The sequence below is a fragment of the Streptomyces sp. NPDC004838 genome (assembly GCF_053600955.1).
Window position 1 is genome coordinate 1 of sequence record NZ_JBSGAW010000020.1, and the last position, 14,229, is coordinate 14,229.

Annotated in this window: 14 protein-coding genes; 6 read left to right on the forward strand and 8 right to left on the reverse strand. The window is 70.5% G+C overall.

Annotated features, from left to right (window positions below):
• Positions 1-309 precede the first annotated feature (309 nt).
• Positions 310-1,122: an enoyl-CoA hydratase-related protein gene (locus ACWEFL_RS22185; protein ID WP_451715272.1), complete on the reverse strand. Its 813-nt coding sequence runs from the start codon at positions 1,120-1,122 to the stop codon at positions 310-312.
• Complete coding sequence (locus tag ACWEFL_RS22190) at positions 1,119-1,403, reverse strand: hypothetical protein (RefSeq protein WP_451715274.1); 285 nt, start codon at positions 1,401-1,403, stop codon at positions 1,119-1,121. Before ACWEFL_RS22190 ends, ACWEFL_RS22185 begins: the two co-directional genes overlap by 4 nt.
• A 462-nt stretch (positions 1,404-1,865) precedes the next feature.
• Here ACWEFL_RS22190 and ACWEFL_RS22195 point away from each other — a divergent pair, with 462 nt between their 5' ends.
• Both ACWEFL_RS22195 and ACWEFL_RS22200 read left to right on the forward strand, forming a co-directional pair.
• On the forward strand, positions 1,866-2,996 hold the full coding sequence (locus ACWEFL_RS22195; protein ID WP_451715277.1) for a CaiB/BaiF CoA transferase family protein: 1,131 nt from the start codon (positions 1,866-1,868) through the stop codon (positions 2,994-2,996).
• 44 nt (positions 2,997-3,040) lie between these two features.
• Complete coding sequence (locus ACWEFL_RS22200) at positions 3,041-4,198, forward strand: acyl-CoA dehydrogenase family protein (RefSeq protein ID WP_451715279.1); 1,158 nt, start codon at positions 3,041-3,043, stop codon at positions 4,196-4,198.
• A gap of 404 nt (positions 4,199-4,602) precedes the next feature.
• Here the strand turns inward: ACWEFL_RS22200 and ACWEFL_RS22205 are convergent, their stop codons facing one another.
• Genes ACWEFL_RS22205 through ACWEFL_RS22220 form a run of 4 tightly spaced genes read right to left on the reverse strand, consistent with a single transcriptional unit; the run spans position 4,603 to position 7,443 of the window.
• Positions 4,603-5,430 carry an SDR family NAD(P)-dependent oxidoreductase gene (locus ACWEFL_RS22205; RefSeq protein ID WP_451715282.1) on the reverse strand — a complete coding sequence of 276 codons (828 nt, stop codon included), beginning with the start codon at positions 5,428-5,430 and terminating at the stop codon, positions 4,603-4,605.
• On the reverse strand, positions 5,427-5,798 hold the full coding sequence (locus ACWEFL_RS22210) for a MaoC/PaaZ C-terminal domain-containing protein (protein WP_451715284.1): 372 nt from the start codon (positions 5,796-5,798) through the stop codon (positions 5,427-5,429). Before ACWEFL_RS22210 ends, ACWEFL_RS22205 begins: the two co-directional genes overlap by 4 nt.
• Complete coding sequence (locus ACWEFL_RS22215) at positions 5,795-6,250, reverse strand: MaoC family dehydratase N-terminal domain-containing protein (protein WP_451715639.1); 456 nt, start codon at positions 6,248-6,250, stop codon at positions 5,795-5,797. Before ACWEFL_RS22215 ends, ACWEFL_RS22210 begins: the two co-directional genes overlap by 4 nt.
• A 2-nt stretch (positions 6,251-6,252) precedes the next feature.
• Entirely contained in the window at positions 6,253-7,443 is a 1,191-nt protein-coding gene (locus ACWEFL_RS22220; protein ID WP_451715285.1) for a lipid-transfer protein, read from the reverse strand.
• 1,417 nt (positions 7,444-8,860) lie between these two features.
• On the opposite strand from ACWEFL_RS22220, the gene ACWEFL_RS22225 reads away from it, so the two are divergent.
• The 4 genes from ACWEFL_RS22225 (at position 8,861) to ACWEFL_RS22240 (ending at position 12,392) form a co-directional block, all read left to right on the forward strand.
• A complete protein-coding gene (locus ACWEFL_RS22225) occupies positions 8,861-10,060 on the forward strand; it encodes an acyl-CoA dehydrogenase family protein (RefSeq protein ID WP_451715288.1) in 1,200 nt (399 codons plus the stop codon).
• The gene (locus tag ACWEFL_RS22230; RefSeq protein ID WP_451715291.1) at positions 10,057-11,205 is read left to right on the forward strand and encodes an acyl-CoA dehydrogenase family protein; all 1,149 of its coding nucleotides are present in this window, start codon (positions 10,057-10,059) and stop codon (positions 11,203-11,205) included. The genes ACWEFL_RS22225 and ACWEFL_RS22230 overlap by 4 nt, the downstream gene beginning before the upstream one ends.
• Positions 11,206-11,331: 126 nt before the next feature.
• On the forward strand, positions 11,332-11,520 hold the full coding sequence (locus ACWEFL_RS22235; protein ID WP_451715293.1) for a hypothetical protein: 189 nt from the start codon (positions 11,332-11,334) through the stop codon (positions 11,518-11,520).
• Between the two features lie 50 nt (positions 11,521-11,570).
• The gene (locus ACWEFL_RS22240; RefSeq protein WP_451715296.1) at positions 11,571-12,392 is read left to right on the forward strand and encodes an enoyl-CoA hydratase/isomerase family protein; all 822 of its coding nucleotides are present in this window, start codon (positions 11,571-11,573) and stop codon (positions 12,390-12,392) included.
• A gap of 254 nt (positions 12,393-12,646) precedes the next feature.
• On the opposite strand, the gene ACWEFL_RS22245 is transcribed toward ACWEFL_RS22240, so the two are convergent.
• Both ACWEFL_RS22245 and ACWEFL_RS22250 read right to left on the reverse strand, forming a co-directional pair.
• Positions 12,647-13,402, reverse strand: coding sequence for an SDR family NAD(P)-dependent oxidoreductase (locus ACWEFL_RS22245; protein WP_451715299.1), 756 nt, complete (start codon positions 13,400-13,402; stop codon positions 12,647-12,649).
• A 132-nt stretch (positions 13,403-13,534) separates the two neighbouring features.
• Positions 13,535-14,116 carry a hypothetical protein gene (locus ACWEFL_RS22250; protein ID WP_451715302.1) on the reverse strand — a complete coding sequence of 194 codons (582 nt, stop codon included), beginning with the start codon at positions 14,114-14,116 and terminating at the stop codon, positions 13,535-13,537.
• Between the last annotated feature and the right edge of the window lie 113 nt (positions 14,117-14,229).

Here is a 14,229-nt window from a genome sequence, read left to right on the forward strand (position 1 = left end):
CGCTCGGGCGTGGTGGGGTTTTTTTTTTTGATTTATAATATATTTGGGCGCGGGGCGGGGGGGGGGGGGGCTCCCGCCGGCCGCCGTCGACGGCGGCGCTCTTCCCCACCCGTGGGCGGGAGAGAAGGGCCGGGAGAACGATGAGGCGGGGATTCGCAGTCGGCCCCGGCGGCAGCGCCGGCCGCGGTGGACTCCCGCTCCGGGGCCGCTGTGACGGGCGCCGGCCGGACCGGAAGTCCTGGGGCGTGTTGCGAAAGTCCCGCCTGGCCTGCGGGCGGACGACGCTGCTTTCGAAACACGCCCTGGGTGTCAGGCCCCGGTGAAGCGGGGTTCCCGCTTCTCCAGGAAAGCCTGCCGTGCCTCGGCGGCGTCGGGGGAGTGGGCGCTTCGTACCACCCGCCGGGTCTCGCCGGGCAGGTACTCCTCCAGGGTGCGGCCGGGGGCGTCCCGGAGATTGAGGACCGCGCCCGACAGGGCGAGCGGTGCGGTACGGGCCATCCGGGTGGTGACGGCGGTCGCGGTCGCCTCCAGTTCGCCCTCCGGGCACAGGCCGGTGAGCAGGCCCTTGCCGTGGGCCTGTTCGGCGGTGAGCCGGCCGGGCAGGAGCATCAGCTCCGCCGCGCGGGCCGGGCCCGTGACGTGGTTGAGCAGCCAGGCCATGCCGCAGTCGCCGGAGAGGCCGACGTCGAGGAAGGCGCTGTTGAAGACCGCCGTGTCGGCCGCGTAGCGCAGGTCGCAGGCGAGGGCCAGGGCCAGTCCGCCGCCCGCGCACGCCCCGCGGATGACGGCCACGCTGGGCTTGGGCATCGACCTGAGCAGGGTGAAGACCCTGCTGCCCGCCAGCACACGGGCGTAGTCCGCCTCGGGGTCCTCACGCTGCATGAAGCGCTCGGCGGGCGGGGTGGCGAGGTCGACGCCGGCGCAGAAGTCGCGGCCCGCGCCGGTGATGGCCACGACCCTGACCCCGGGGTCGGCCGCGGCATGCTCCAGGTGCGCGGTCAGGCTGGTGAACAGCTCGCGGGTGAAGGTGTTGCGGCGTTCGGGCCGGTTGAGCGTGATGGTCGCGACGCCGTGGGCGGCCCGGTAGAGCACGGTGGGGCCGGGAGCGCCGGTTCCGGTCACGAGGCCACTCCGGTGGCCAGGCCGGTCGGCTCGGCGAGGCGTTCACGGTGGCGGCTGACCGGTTCCGGGAGTGTCCGGGCGTCCCGGGTGCGGCGGTGGACGAGGCGGGCCGAGTGCTCCCGAGTGAAGCCGATACCGCCGTGCACGGCGTGGAAGGGGGCCCGGCGGTACGCCGTCGCGCGCGGCACGAAGCCGGTGACCCCGTCGAGCGGGGCCGGCATGCCGTCGTGGGGAAAGGCCCTGACCCGGGCCCGGAATTCCGCAAGGTCTGGTTGGTTCACGTCTCAGCTCCGCACAGGGGGATCCGACGAGGGCGTCATGGGCGGCGGACCTGCCGCTGTCCGCGGCTTCGCGTTCCGCTACTCGTCGCGGTTCCAGTCAAGTTAATAAACACTAGCTCCGATGTCCATAGTCACGGAAAGCGGGAAATGACTTTCCGGGCCGGGCCCAGGCATGGGGTTCCAGGTGCGATGGAGAGCGCCTGAACTCCTCGACCTCGAAGCGGTGCCTCTTCGACGGCAGTCGGCGACACGGGAGTCGCCGCCCCCTTGACGCTCGGCCCGGAAAACGTTTAAGTAAAAAAACATTAGCCACGAGCGCGAGTTCTGCCTTCCTCTTCGCAGGACTTCCCGCCGCCGGCGCGCCACCGCCCCGCCCGAAGACGCCCGTGCTGGGCCGAAGTCCCGGCGCGGGGACACGGGCGCGCAGTCCTCGCGCCCGCGATCCCCCGAGGAGTCGAGACAGTGACAGGTCCTTTGTCGGATGTGAAGATCATCGAGCTGGGAGGCATCGGTCCCGGCCCGTTCTGCGGCATGATGCTCGCCGGCATGGGAGCGGAGGTGATCCGGGTCCATCGCGTGGCCGAGGCCGGCGGACGGATGGGCAACCGGATGACACTGCGCGGCCGGAGGTCGATCGCGGTGGACCTCAAGGACCCCGAGGGCATCGAGACCGTGCTGCGGCTCGTCGAGGGAGCGGACGCCGTGTTCGAGGGCTTCCGGCCCGGGGTGGCCGAACGCCTCGGCCTCGGCCCGGAGACCTGCCTCGCCCGCAACCCGCGCGTGGTGTACGGCCGGATGACCGGGTGGGGCCAGGACGGGCCGTACGCGCCCGAACCCGGGCACGACATCAACTACATCGGCCTCAGCGGAGTCCTGGGCGCCATCGGTCCCGCCGACGGCGACCCCGTCGTCCCCCTCAACGCCATCGGCGACTTCGGCGGCGGCGGCATGCTTCTCGCGCTCGGCATCACCAGCGCGCTGCTCCACGCCCGCGCCACCGGCCGGGGCCAGGTCGTCGACGCCGCCATGACCGACGGCAGCGCCCTCCTTCTCGCGACCGTCTTCGACGTCATGAGCAAGGGCGAGTGGACCGACCGCCGCGGCTCCAACCTCCTCGACGGCCACGCCCCGTTCTACCGCGCCTACCGCTGCGCCGACGGCCGGCACATGGCGGTCGGCTGCATCGAACCGCAGTTCTTCGCGGCGATGCTCGGCGTTCTCGGCCTTGAGGACGATCCGCTGTTCGCCGCCCAGAACGACCGCGGGTCCTGGCCGGAGATGACGAAGAAGCTCGAAGCCGTCTTCGGCACCCGGACCCGGGACGAGTGGACGGCGGCCTTCGACGGCACGGGCGCCTGCGTCACTCCCGTGCTGTCGCTCACCGAGGCCCCGGAGCATCCCCACAACCGGGCACGCGGCACGTTTCTGCCGGCGGAGGGCGTCGGCGTCCATCCGGCCCCCGCTCCCCGGTTCAGCCTCACACCCACCGCGGCCCCGACACCCGCTCCGGTGATCGGCGCCGACACCCGCAGCATCCTCAGTGAGGCCGGCATCGACAGCGGACCCCTGCTGGCACGGGGCACCGTGGCCTGAGCCTCGCCCGACGGAACCCGTACCGCGGACAATTGGAAGACACCATGAAGCGCACTCTCTACAACGAAGACCACGAAGCCTTCCGGAGCACGGTCAGGAACTTCGTCGCCAAGGAGATCACCCCCTTCTTCCCGGACTGGGAGGAGGCCGGCAAACCCCCGAGGGAACTGTTCCGCAAGCTCGGAGCGCTGGGGGTGACGGGATTCGACATCCCGCAGAAGTACGGCGGCCCCGGTGACACCGGCTACAAGTACCAGGCGGTGGTGGTCGAGGAGATCGCGCTGGCGGGCGCGAGCCTGGCCCACTACCTGGTGAGCACGGGGGTGGTCCTGCCCTACCTCCTGAACCTCGCGACCGAGGATCAGAAGGCGCGCTGGCTGCCGGGCATCGCGTCCGGCGACATCATGCTGTGCATCGCCATGACCGAACCGGGCACCGGGTCCGACCTCGCCGGCGTCCGTACCACCGCGAAACTCTCCGAGGACGGTACCCACTACCTCCTCAACGGCGCGAAGACCTTCATCACCGGCGCCCTCAACTCCGAGCTGGCCGTCGTGGTCGCGCGTACCGCCGCGCCCGATCCGCAGGACCGCCGTACCGGGCTGAGCCTGTTCGTCGTGCCCACGGACAGCGAGGGCTTCGCCTTCGGCCGCAAGCTCGACAAGATCGGCCTGCGCTCCAGCGACACCAGTGAGCTGTCCTTCAGCGACGTGCGGGTACCGGCCGAGAACCTGCTGGGCGTCGAGGGACGGGGATTCGCCCACCTGGGCCGGAACCTCCCCAGGGAGCGGCTGGCCATCTCCGTCGAAGCCACCGCGCAGGCGCGGGCGGCGATCGAGTTCACCCGCGCCTACACCGCCGAGCGCACGATCTTCGGCCGGAGCGTGGCGTCGTTCCAGAACAGCAAGTTCGTGCTCGCGGAGTGCGACACCGAGACCAGCGCCGCCCAGGCCATGGTGGACCACGGCGTCGAACTGGAGGACGCCGGGGAGCTGACCCCCGCCGACGCCGCCCGGATCAAGCTCTTCGCCACCGAGTCCGCCGGGCGCGTCATGGACAAGTGCCTCCAGCTCCACGGCGGGTACGGCTACATCCGGGAGTACCCCGTCGCACGCCTGTACGTCGATGCCAGGATCAACCGGATCTACGGCGGCACCAGTGAGGTCATGAGGACGATCATCGCCAAGGACCTCGGAATGTAGGGGCCGCGGCTCCGGGAGCGCCGCCCCGCAGCCACGGCAGCACAGTTGTGCCGGTTGTCCCCGACCGTCGGGGACAACCGGCACAGCCGTGCTGCCGTGCTGTCGTGGCTCCGGGGCCCGCGGTCGCGTGATGCCCGGGGCGACGCGACCGGCCTGCCCGGATCCGCGCGGGAACACGGACGGGCCGGCGCGTGCCGGGCCGGGATCCGCCTCGTCCCCGTACTCCCGCCGATGCGGAACGCGGGCGTGCGCACCCGTAGCCGGACCCACGGCGCCCGGGTCCCGCACGAGCGGGGACGGATCCCGGCCCGAGCGGGTCCGGGTCTTCGCGCCCGCCGCGTGCGGGCATGCCGGACGGCGGGTGCGGGACCTTCGGGTCCCGCACCCGCCGTGGTGCGGTTCGGTCAGAAGCCGCCGGAGCAGGTGATGACCTGCCCGCTGATGTAGTCGGACTCGGGAGTGCACAGCAGGAAGACGGAGCCCGCGGCCTCCTCGGGGGTCCCCGCGCGGCCGAGGGGGATGGTCCTCTCCATGGCCTTGAGCAGGTCGGGGTTGACGCCGACGGGCAGTTCGCGGCCCTCGATGTCGATGGTGCTGCCCTCGCCGGCGGGAGCGTCGGTCAGGCGGGTGCGCACCAGTCCGAAGGCGACCGCGTTGACGTTGACGGCGTACCGTCCCCACTCCTTGGCCATGGTCTTGGTCAGGCCGACGACACCGGCCTTGGCCGAGGAGTAGCTGGCCTGGCCGACGTTGCCGGTCAGACCGGCGATCGAGGAGATGTTGACGACCTTGCGGTGGACGCGCTCGCCGCGCGCGGCCTCCTCCTTGGCGAAGCGGGACAGGTGCGGCTGGGCGGCCCGCAGGATCCGGAAGGGCGCCTTGAGGTGGACGTCGAGCATGGCGTCCCACTGCTCGTCGGTGTGCTTCTGGACCACCGAGTCCCAGGTGTAGCCGGCGTTGTTGACGATGATGTCGAGCCCGCCGAAGTTGTCGATCGCGGCGCTGACGAAGCGGTCGGCGAAACCCTCGGCGGTGACGCTGCCGACGACGGCGACGGCCTTGCCGCCCGCCTTCTCGATGAGTCCCACCGTCTCCTCGGCGGGCTCGCGGTCGAGGTCGTTGACCACGACGGCGGCGCCTTCGGAAGCGAGCTTCAGGGCGATCTCCCGGCCGATCCCGCGGCCGGAGCCCGAGACGAGCGCGGTCTTCCCGGCGAGCTTGGTGCTGGTCATGCTGTGATGTCTCCTTCGATGACGGCGGTGCCCGTGAGAGTGACGGTGCCGTCCTCCAGGGCCATGGTGAGGTCGAGGTGGGTCAGGCCGTCCTCGACCCGGTTGACGGTGGCGGTGGCCGTGGGGCTGCCGTGCACCGGGGTGATGGCGGTGAACCGGACGCCGTAGGAGCGGATCCGCTCCTGGGGGAAGTTCGCGGTCAGCAGCCGTCCCAGCTGCGCCATTCCCAGCATCCCGTGGGCGAAGACGTCGTCCATGCCCGCGGACCTGGCCACGTCGAGGTCGATGTGCATCGGGTTGTGGTCGCCCGAGGCGCCCGCGTAGAGGGCGAGCGTGGTACGGGTGATCTTCGGGAATTCGAGCTTCACCGGGCTGCCTCCGGGTTCCGCACCACGATGCTGTTGTCCAGTTCGGCCACGAGTTCTCCGCCCCGGGTGACCTCGGTCCGCTGGACGATGAACTCCAGCGCCCCGCCGCGTTTGGCGTACACGTCCTTGACCGTGGTGGTGAAGGTGAGGCGGTCGCCGGCGTACGCCATCGCCCGGTAGGTGAAGCCCTGCTCGCCATGGAGGATGCGGCGCAGGTCGACTCCCAGCTCGTTCAGGAGAGCGAAGGGGTCCGGCTGCTCCATGTTGAGGCAGAACAGGAAGGTGGGCGGCACCGGCAGGTCGCGGTGCCCCGCCTTCCGGGCGGCGGCCGGGTCGCTGTAGACCGGGTCGGTCTCGCCGATCGCCTTGGCGAAGAACCTGAGCCTGCCCGGCTCGGCATCGGCGGTGTGGGACGGCAGGATCCTGCCGACGACGGAGGGATCGATGGGCATCGTCACGCCGCCCTCTCGTACAGGGTGACCACGCACGCGCCGCCGAGGCCCACATTGTGCTGCAGCGCGTGCCGCACATCCTGAACCTGCCGTGCCTCGGCCTCGCCCCTCAGCTGCCACACCAGCTCGGCGCACTGCGCGAGTCCGGTGGCGCCGAGCGGATGCCCCTTGGACATCAGTCCGCCCGACGGGTTGACCACCACACGTCCGCCGTAGGTGTTGTCTCCGTCGAGCACGAACTTCTCCGCCGTGCCCTCGGGCGTCAGCCCCAGCGCCTCGTACATGATGAACTCGTTGCTGGTGAAGCAGTCGTGCAGCTCGACCACCTTGATGTCCTCGGGCCCCACACCGGCGCTCTCGTACACCCGGCGCGACGCCTCGACGGCCAGCTCCGAGCCCACGACCTTCATCATGTCGGCCCGGTCGTCGAAGCTTCCGCCGAAGTCGGTGGTCATCGCCTGTGCGGCGATCCGCACGTCACCGCGCAGCCCGTGGCGGCGTACGAAGTCCTCGCCGGCGATCACCGCGGCCGCCGCGCCGCAGGTCGGCGGGCAGCACATCAGCCGGGTCAGCGGCCCGAACTGGTGCGGCGACGCGAGCACCTGCTCCTCGGTGATCGGGTCGCGGAACACCGCGTTGGGGTTGTTCGCGGCGTGCCTGCGCGACTTCACCGCGATCTTGGCGAACGCCTCGTTGGTGATGCCGTACGTGTCCATGTACGCCTGCCCGGCGCCGCCGAACATCTGCGCCGCCATGGGCGCGGTCTGCGAGTAGCCCTGCAGATCGTTCATGGTGCTGAGCGTGCGGCCCATCGCGGGCGGCCGGTCGTCCCACACGTTCTTCAGCGCGCCGGGCCGCATCTGCTCGAAACCGACCGCCAGTACGCACTCCGCGGCCCCCGACTCGACCGCCTGGCGCGCCAGCCACAGTGCCGTCGACCCCGTCGAACAGTTGTTGTTCACGTTGACGACCGGGATACCCGTCAGGCCCAGCCCGTAGACGGCGGACTGACCACTGGTCGAGTCCCCGTAGACGTAGCCGGCGTACGCCTGCTCCACCAGCCCGTAGGCGATCCCCGCGTCGGCGAGCGCGGCGCGCGCCGCCTTCTCGCCCATGACGTCGTATGACTCGCTCTTGCCCGGCTTGGCGAACGGGATCATGCCGACCCCGACCACGTGCACATTCGTGCCCACCGGAACCTCCTTGGTCCTCAAGGGTTCGTCCCCCGGAGCCACCGGGCTCCCCGCGTGTCCGGGAGGGCACCGGGTGGGACACCGGCGGCGACGGCACCGGACCGCATCACCTGGCATCACCGAACGAACCATCATCTGAGCTATTGAATATTTACATTCGTCTACGTAGATCCTGTGTGTCAAGGGATCGCCTGGCGTTTGTGGGTATTGAACATTTACCTGTGGCGGCAGGCGGCCTCTCGCGAGGAGGTGTCGGGCCGGCCGGGACGCTCGCATCGACATGGGGCCTGGTCGGCTCCGGGGGCGCGTCCGCCGCCGGACGCCGCCGTCCCACCCGTGCGCGGGCTCAAGCTCGCGAGGCAATCGGTCGATGGGTCGGGGTGAAGTGAATTTTCCTTTTCTCGATCGTGCCGGCCCCCTCGAAGTGCCGCGTCCGCGCCCCCGGCCCCGCGTGTCGTGGCGGTCGGAGTGCCCGCGGAGAGCGCCGCGGAGGTGAATGAGCAGCGGTTTCGGCGGGGCGGCGAGTGGTGAACCGGTGCCGGTCGGCCGTCGTCGCCCCACGGCGTACGGCGAACCTCTCGTCCGCCTAAGCGTGTCGGCGACCCTGCGGCAAGGAGCGGCCGGGCGTGCCAAACACGGGCCAGGTCAGGGAAAATACCTGGTCAGGCCACATCTTGGGGCACTGGCTCGCGTTCGGGTGGACCATCGGGGAATCCGCAGCCCGCCCCGTTTCGAGCTAACAATCATTTACATGGGTCTTGCGTTTACCTGTCGGCGGTGTTTGAGTGCAGGGGCGGACAGCCGCCGGGGCCCATCCCGGCGGCTCGCGACTGTCATGGGCGCGTTCCCGGCGGACTGCCCGGTCATGGAGTGCCTTCGAGAAGGATGTGCTGATGAGCGGGAGATCGGATAACTCGCTTGCTCGGGAGGCGCGTAAACGCACCGGCGCCGCGGACCGGGCGGCAGCCGGGCAGGGCATTGCTCCGCTGTTCCGTCCCCGGAGGCCGTGAAACCGGCCGGACCTCTGCATCCCTGGGATTTCCCGGCTCCGGACGCACCGCTCTCCCTGACGCGAGCCGCCGTGTGCCGAGGCGCGGGCGGCAGACGCCCGTTCCGGGCGGACATCCTTCCGGGCGGAGATCCTTCCGGGCGACCCTTCCGGCCCGTCGGTGGTTCCCGCGCCGGCCGCTGCTCCGGGAACCGCGGCGGCCTGCGGATCCGGCCTTCGTGGTCGAGGGCCCGGCCCCGGGCGATGGCTCTCCCCGCTGCGGGCCGGTGGCCGATCACGGGATCGCGCGTACGCCTCCCGGCGTTCGGCGGCCGCCGCTTCCCGGACCCCTGTAACTGTCTGTTTCCACCACATCGAGGGCGGCCGTATCCACGGTCGTGGCGGCCGCCCGGGAAAGGAACCGCGATCGTGACCGACACCGAAGCATTCCGGGGGAGGGTACGGGATTTCCTCGGCACGGTGCCCCGACTGCTCGACGGAGTCGAGGAGAGCGCCCGCGCCCGGACGTACCGCCGCGCACTGCATGAAGCCGGCCTGTCCGGGCTGAGCGTCCCTCGGGAGTACGGCGGGCAGGGACTCGACGAGGAGCACGAGCTGCTGTTCGCTGCGGAGACCGAGGGGCGGGCTCCGGTCGAGGACGGCGTCCACCTCATCGGCCTCTACATCCTGCCTGCCCTGATCGAGGCCGGAGCGGTTCATCTGGCCGCCGAATTCGGATCCCGCGTGCTCTCCGGTGAACTGGTGACGTGCCAGATGTTCTCGGAACCCGAGGCGGGATCGGATCTGTGGGGTGTGCGGACGCGTGCCGTCCGCGACGGCGAGGGCGGCTGGATCGTCACGGGTCAGAAGGTGTGGACCTCACTGGCCCATATGTCGGACATCGGGGTGCTGCTGGCGAGGACCGACCCCTCGGTCCCCAAACAGGCGGGTCTGTCGATGTTCCTGATCGACATGGCGGCCGAGGGCGTCGAGGTCCGGCCGCTGAAGCAGAGCAACGGGGACAGCGAGTTCAACGAGGTCTTCCTCGACGAGGTCAGGGTGCCGGGCGACCGGATGATCGGAGCGGAGGGAGAGGGCTGGAAGGTCGGGAGGATCATCCTCGGCCATGAGCGGAAGACGATCTCCCGGATGGCCAAGGCGACGTCCCGCCGGCCGATCCTGGTGGAACGGCTGCTCGAGCTGGCGGAGTCCGCCGGGCGTGCCGGTGATCCGCAGACGCGCCGGGACCTGACGGAGGCGTGGATGGGCGAGCGGATCGCGGACATGATCTCGCGCCGCAGTGGCGAGCGCGCCCTGGCCGGACACGCGCCCGGGCCCGAGACGTCGCTCGGGAAGCTCTACCGCACCGAAAACGCCTGGCGCAACGCCCGTATCGCCTCCGACCTGGCCTTCTCCCGCGGCGCTGCCTGGGCGGCGGGAGACACGCGGACCGCGGCCCTGGCGAAGGAGATCCTCGGCGCGCCGAGCCTGGGCTTCGGCGGGGGAACGGACGAGATCCAGCGGAACACGATCGGCGAGCAGGTGCTCGGCCTGCCCCGCGAGCCCTCGGTCGAACGCGGTGTCCCCTTCAACGAACTGCCCTCCCCCAACCGCCAGGAGAAGCCGTGACCATCCCGCAGTTCCTCTCCTACGAGGGCGAGCGAGCCGAACTCGCCGCCACCGTCCGCAAGCTGTTCGAACGCCGTCACGACGAAAGCGAGGTCCGCCGCTGGATGGAGGTTCCCGACGCCTTCGACCGCGGCCTGTGGCGCGAGCTGGCCGGAGGGATCGGGGTCATCGCCCTTCCCGTCAGCGAGGAGGACGGAGGCGCCGGATACGGCTGGGCCGAACTCCTGCCCGTCTTCGAGGAGTCCGGGCGCGCCCTGTACGGCGGGCCGCTGCTGTCCACCGCGATCGCCGTCGCCGTCATCCAGGCGGCGGGGGACGACCGGGCCCGCCGACGACTGCTCCCCGGGATCGCCGCCGGCGCCACCACCGCGACCGTCACCCCGCACGGACCCGCTCCGGCGGCCACGGCGGCTCTCCCCGTCCGCGCCGTCCGCACGTCCGACGGCTGGCGGCTCACCGGGGTCGCGCCGGGCGTCCTCGACGGCGCGACCGCCGATCTCGTCGTCGTCGCGGCGGCGACCGACGACGGCCCGATGCTGCTCACCGTCTCCGCCGAAGACGCGCCCGGTCTCACCCGCACTCCGCTCACGACGCTGGACCAGACCCGCAAGCAGGCGGACCTCGGCTTCGACAGCACCCCCGCCACCCCCCTCGGCGGCACCGCCGACACGGCCGGGGCCCTCGCCGCCGGCGCGGGCCTGGCGGCTCTCCTCGTGGCCGCCGAGTCCCTGGGGACCGCACGCAGGTGCCTGGCCGACGCCGTCGCCTACGCCCGGACCCGCTACCAGTTCAGCCGACCGATCGGCTCCTTCCAGGCGGTCAAGCACCGCTGCGCCGACATGTGGGTCGCCGTCGAGTCCGCCGGCGTCGTACTCGCGGAGGCGGACGACGGCCTGTCCGCCACCGGCACCCCGGACGCCAGGGACACCGAGCACGCCCTCATCGCCTGCCTGCGGGCGCTGGACGTCTGCGCCGAGGGCACCATGCGGGTGCACGGCGGCATCAGCTTCACCTGGGAACACCCCGCCCACCTGTCCTACCGGCGAGCCCGCAACGCGCAGTCCCTCCTCGGCCCCGTGGACGGACACACCGCGCGTCTGGCGGCCCTCGCCGGCGTCCCCGGCGGCGACCCCGCGCTCATCTGACCGCCCCGCACCGCCGGGTCGTCCGCGGGACGGCCCGGCGGTGCTCCGGCACTCGCCGCGCAAGGCCCGGCAGCACGGCCCGCGGTGACGCCGATCCCCTGGCAACGCGAGTGAGAGAGCACCACCATGGCTCAGCGCCGGCTGATCGACGACGACGTCCTCGACGCCTTCGCCGTGACGGGCGACCCCGCGCAGGTCGGCCGCACCATCCGCGAGCGGTACGGCCACCTGTACACCCGCGTCACCCTCGGCATCCAGAACAAGAGGCGTCAGGACGAGATCACCCGCGGGATCACGGCGGCGATCCGCGGATGATCCGCCCCCGGCACACCGAACCGCCCACCACAGTCGACCCAGGAGCACCCATGACCGCTGACGCACGGCAGGACCCCGCCGGAAACGCCCTTGAGGCCCTTGAGGCACCGCCCCACGTCCTCGTCGAAGAGCGGGACGGCTGGATGGAACTCGTCCTGAACCGGCCGGAACGACGCAACGCCCTCGACATTCCGACGATCGAACAGCTCAACGCCGGTCTGTCGAAGCTGCGCGAATCCACCGACGCCCGAGTGCTCCTGCTCCGGGGAGAGGGACCGGCCTTCTGCGCCGGGCTGGACCTGAAGGCGGTCCACGCCGACGGCAGCCCCGAGTGGATCGTGGCCTACAACGATCGCTGGCTCCGGTTCCACACCACCCTGGCGGAACTCTCCATTCCGGTCGTCTGCGCGATGCAGGGTCCGGCCGTCAACGCCGGCGCCGGCCTGGCTCTGAGCGCGGACTTCCTGATCGCCGGGGAGGAGAGCTACCTCCAGGTCGGCGAGGCGCACCAGGGGCTCGCGGCGCCCTTCTGCATCGCGTGGCTGACGATGCGCCACTCCCCGGCGCTGGCCCGCCGTATCACCCTGCGAGCCGACAAGGTCTCCGGGCCGGAACTGCGCCGTCTGGGCATCGCGGCCGAATCGGTTCCCGGCGACCGGGTCCTGGACACCGCCCGGGAACTCGCCGCGGAACTCTCCCGGATCCCGTCGAGGGGACTGGAGCGGACCCTGGCCGGTCTGCGCGCCGCGGTGCCGCAGGAGGACGTCCGGGCCTACTTCGAGCGGATCACCGAAGCGGTCGCCCTCACCGGTGACCGCGAGTTCCGTCCCCGGTTCCTCAACGGCCGGGACACCGAAGGGCGGCGTCCCTGAACGACACCGTCATCGTCGACGCCCGGACGACGGAGTCGTACGGATCACGCTCAACCGCCCGGAGCGGCTCGGTTTGTGAGGGTGCGGTAAGGCCGTTCTGAGAGATCCGCGAGAAGGCCGTGGAGCCTTCGGCACGACCAGGGCCACGCTGTGGGCCGAAGCGTGACCGGACGTCGGCGGGCTCGTCGCTGGTCGCCACATGCACCGTCAGTCCGGCCTCGGTTGATCTTCCCGTCAACTTCGATGGCCCGGCCTCACAGGACGCTGTATCCGCCGTCGACGACGAGTACATGTCCGTTGACGAAGCTGGCCTTGGGCGAGGCGAGCCATACCGCGGCCTCCGCGATCTCGGTGGGTTCGGCGAGCCGGCCCAACGGGATGGAGCCGGCGAGCTTCTCGATCAGGGCGGGATCCTCACGCTCGATCCCCTTGACCATGGCGGTCCGGGTGAGGCCCGGGCTGATCGCGTTGACGCGGATGCCGTTGGCGCCGTACTCACCGGCGGCCGTACGAGTGAGCCCGACGACACCATGCTTGGCCGCGGCGTACCCGGCGGATCCCGGATTGCCGATGACGCCGGCCACGGAAGACGTGTTCACCACGGTTCCTCCGCCATGACTCAGCATGTGATCGATCTCGTGCTTCATACACAGGAAGACGCCACGGAGGTCGACAGCCTGAATTCGTTCCCATTCCTCGGCGTCGAGGTCGTGCAGCATCCCGATCTTGCCCGAGATGCCCGCGTTGTTCAGCGCCACGTCAAGGCCGCCGAAGGTGGCGACGGCGTGCTCGACGAGTGCGACGACCTCTTCCTCCCGAGACACGTCCACGGTGAAGGGACTGGCCGTGCCGCCGCGTTCTTCGATCAGGGCCGCCACGGACTGGGCGGCCTCGGCATTGGCGTCGGCGACGATGACTCGGCCGCCGTCACGGGCGAACTGGAGGGCGGCCTCGCGACCGATTCCGCTGCCGCCTCCGGTGACGAGGACGGTCTGATCTGCGTAGAGCATGGTGGCTTCCTTACGTGATGTTCGCGGTGGTGACGGAGGTGACGGATCGTGGCCACCGGCCCCTCCGGCGCGGTGCGCCGAGAGCCGTCGTGCGGAGAGCCGGGCGCCGGCCCGGCTCTCGTGGCATCTGGATCAGAGCTGGTACTCGTCGATGAGGGGGGACAGCATCTCCCTCGCGGCTTCCGGAGTGACGAACGCCGACGGGTCGATCGGGTGGATCGTCCGGCTGCCGGGGTTCTCGTAGATGTTCTCGCCGATCAGGAGGCAGTCGTCGTCGTACGGCCAGAACGAGGTCAGCCAGTGTTCGAGCTGGTAGTGGCCGTCCCTGTCGGGCACGCTGAGGCCCATCGCCTCCAGCTGGTGCCCCCGAAGGTGGTGCGCGAAGTACGATTCGATCGCGAGTCCCCAGTCCGCGACCGCCATCCTCTCCTCAAGGGGACCGAAGACGGTCGTGTCCGTGGAGTCGACGGTCGAGTAGAAGGCGGACACCTCCTCGCGCCCCGTCAGAACAGCGGCCTGGTCCATCCAGAACATCCTGTACTGGGGTTCCTGGACCATCATGTCGTCCTGGATGATCTCCTCCCACCGACCTGAGACCTCCAGCATGGCGTGCAGTCGGTAGTTCTTGATCATGGCGATATGCCGAGGGTCCGTGGTCTTTTCCAGCAGGGCATTCGGAGCGATGCAGACATCGCGTGGGTCGAAGGCGCGCATGGGCTCTCCTGAGTGCAGGCGATTTTGAGAACCCCTGCCTCGGGGTTCCCTTGTCCTTGGTGGCATAGAGCAACTTAGACTGAACGGTGAAACCGGATCCATCCGGAAATCTC

What these genes read in the sequence shown, in the direction of transcription:
- ACWEFL_RS22200 (WP_451715279.1), top strand. Translation starts at nt 3,041, where the DNA reads ATGAAGCGCACTCTCTACAACGAAGACCACGAAGCCTTCCGGAGCACG.
- ACWEFL_RS22205 (WP_451715282.1), bottom strand. Translation starts at nt 5,430, where the DNA reads ATGACCAGCACCAAGCTCGCCGGGAAGACCGCGCTCGTCTCGGGCTCC.
- ACWEFL_RS22215 (WP_451715639.1), bottom strand. Translation starts at nt 6,250, where the DNA reads ATGCCCATCGATCCCTCCGTCGTCGGCAGGATCCTGCCGTCCCACACC.
- ACWEFL_RS22235 (WP_451715293.1), top strand. Translation starts at nt 11,332, where the DNA reads ATGGCTCAGCGCCGGCTGATCGACGACGACGTCCTCGACGCCTTCGCC.
- ACWEFL_RS22240 (WP_451715296.1), top strand. Translation starts at nt 11,571, where the DNA reads ATGACCGCTGACGCACGGCAGGACCCCGCCGGAAACGCCCTTGAGGCC.
- ACWEFL_RS22245 (WP_451715299.1), bottom strand. Translation starts at nt 13,402, where the DNA reads ATGCTCTACGCAGATCAGACCGTCCTCGTCACCGGAGGCGGCAGCGGA.
- ACWEFL_RS22250 (WP_451715302.1), bottom strand. Translation starts at nt 14,116, where the DNA reads ATGCGCGCCTTCGACCCACGCGATGTCTGCATCGCTCCGAATGCCCTG.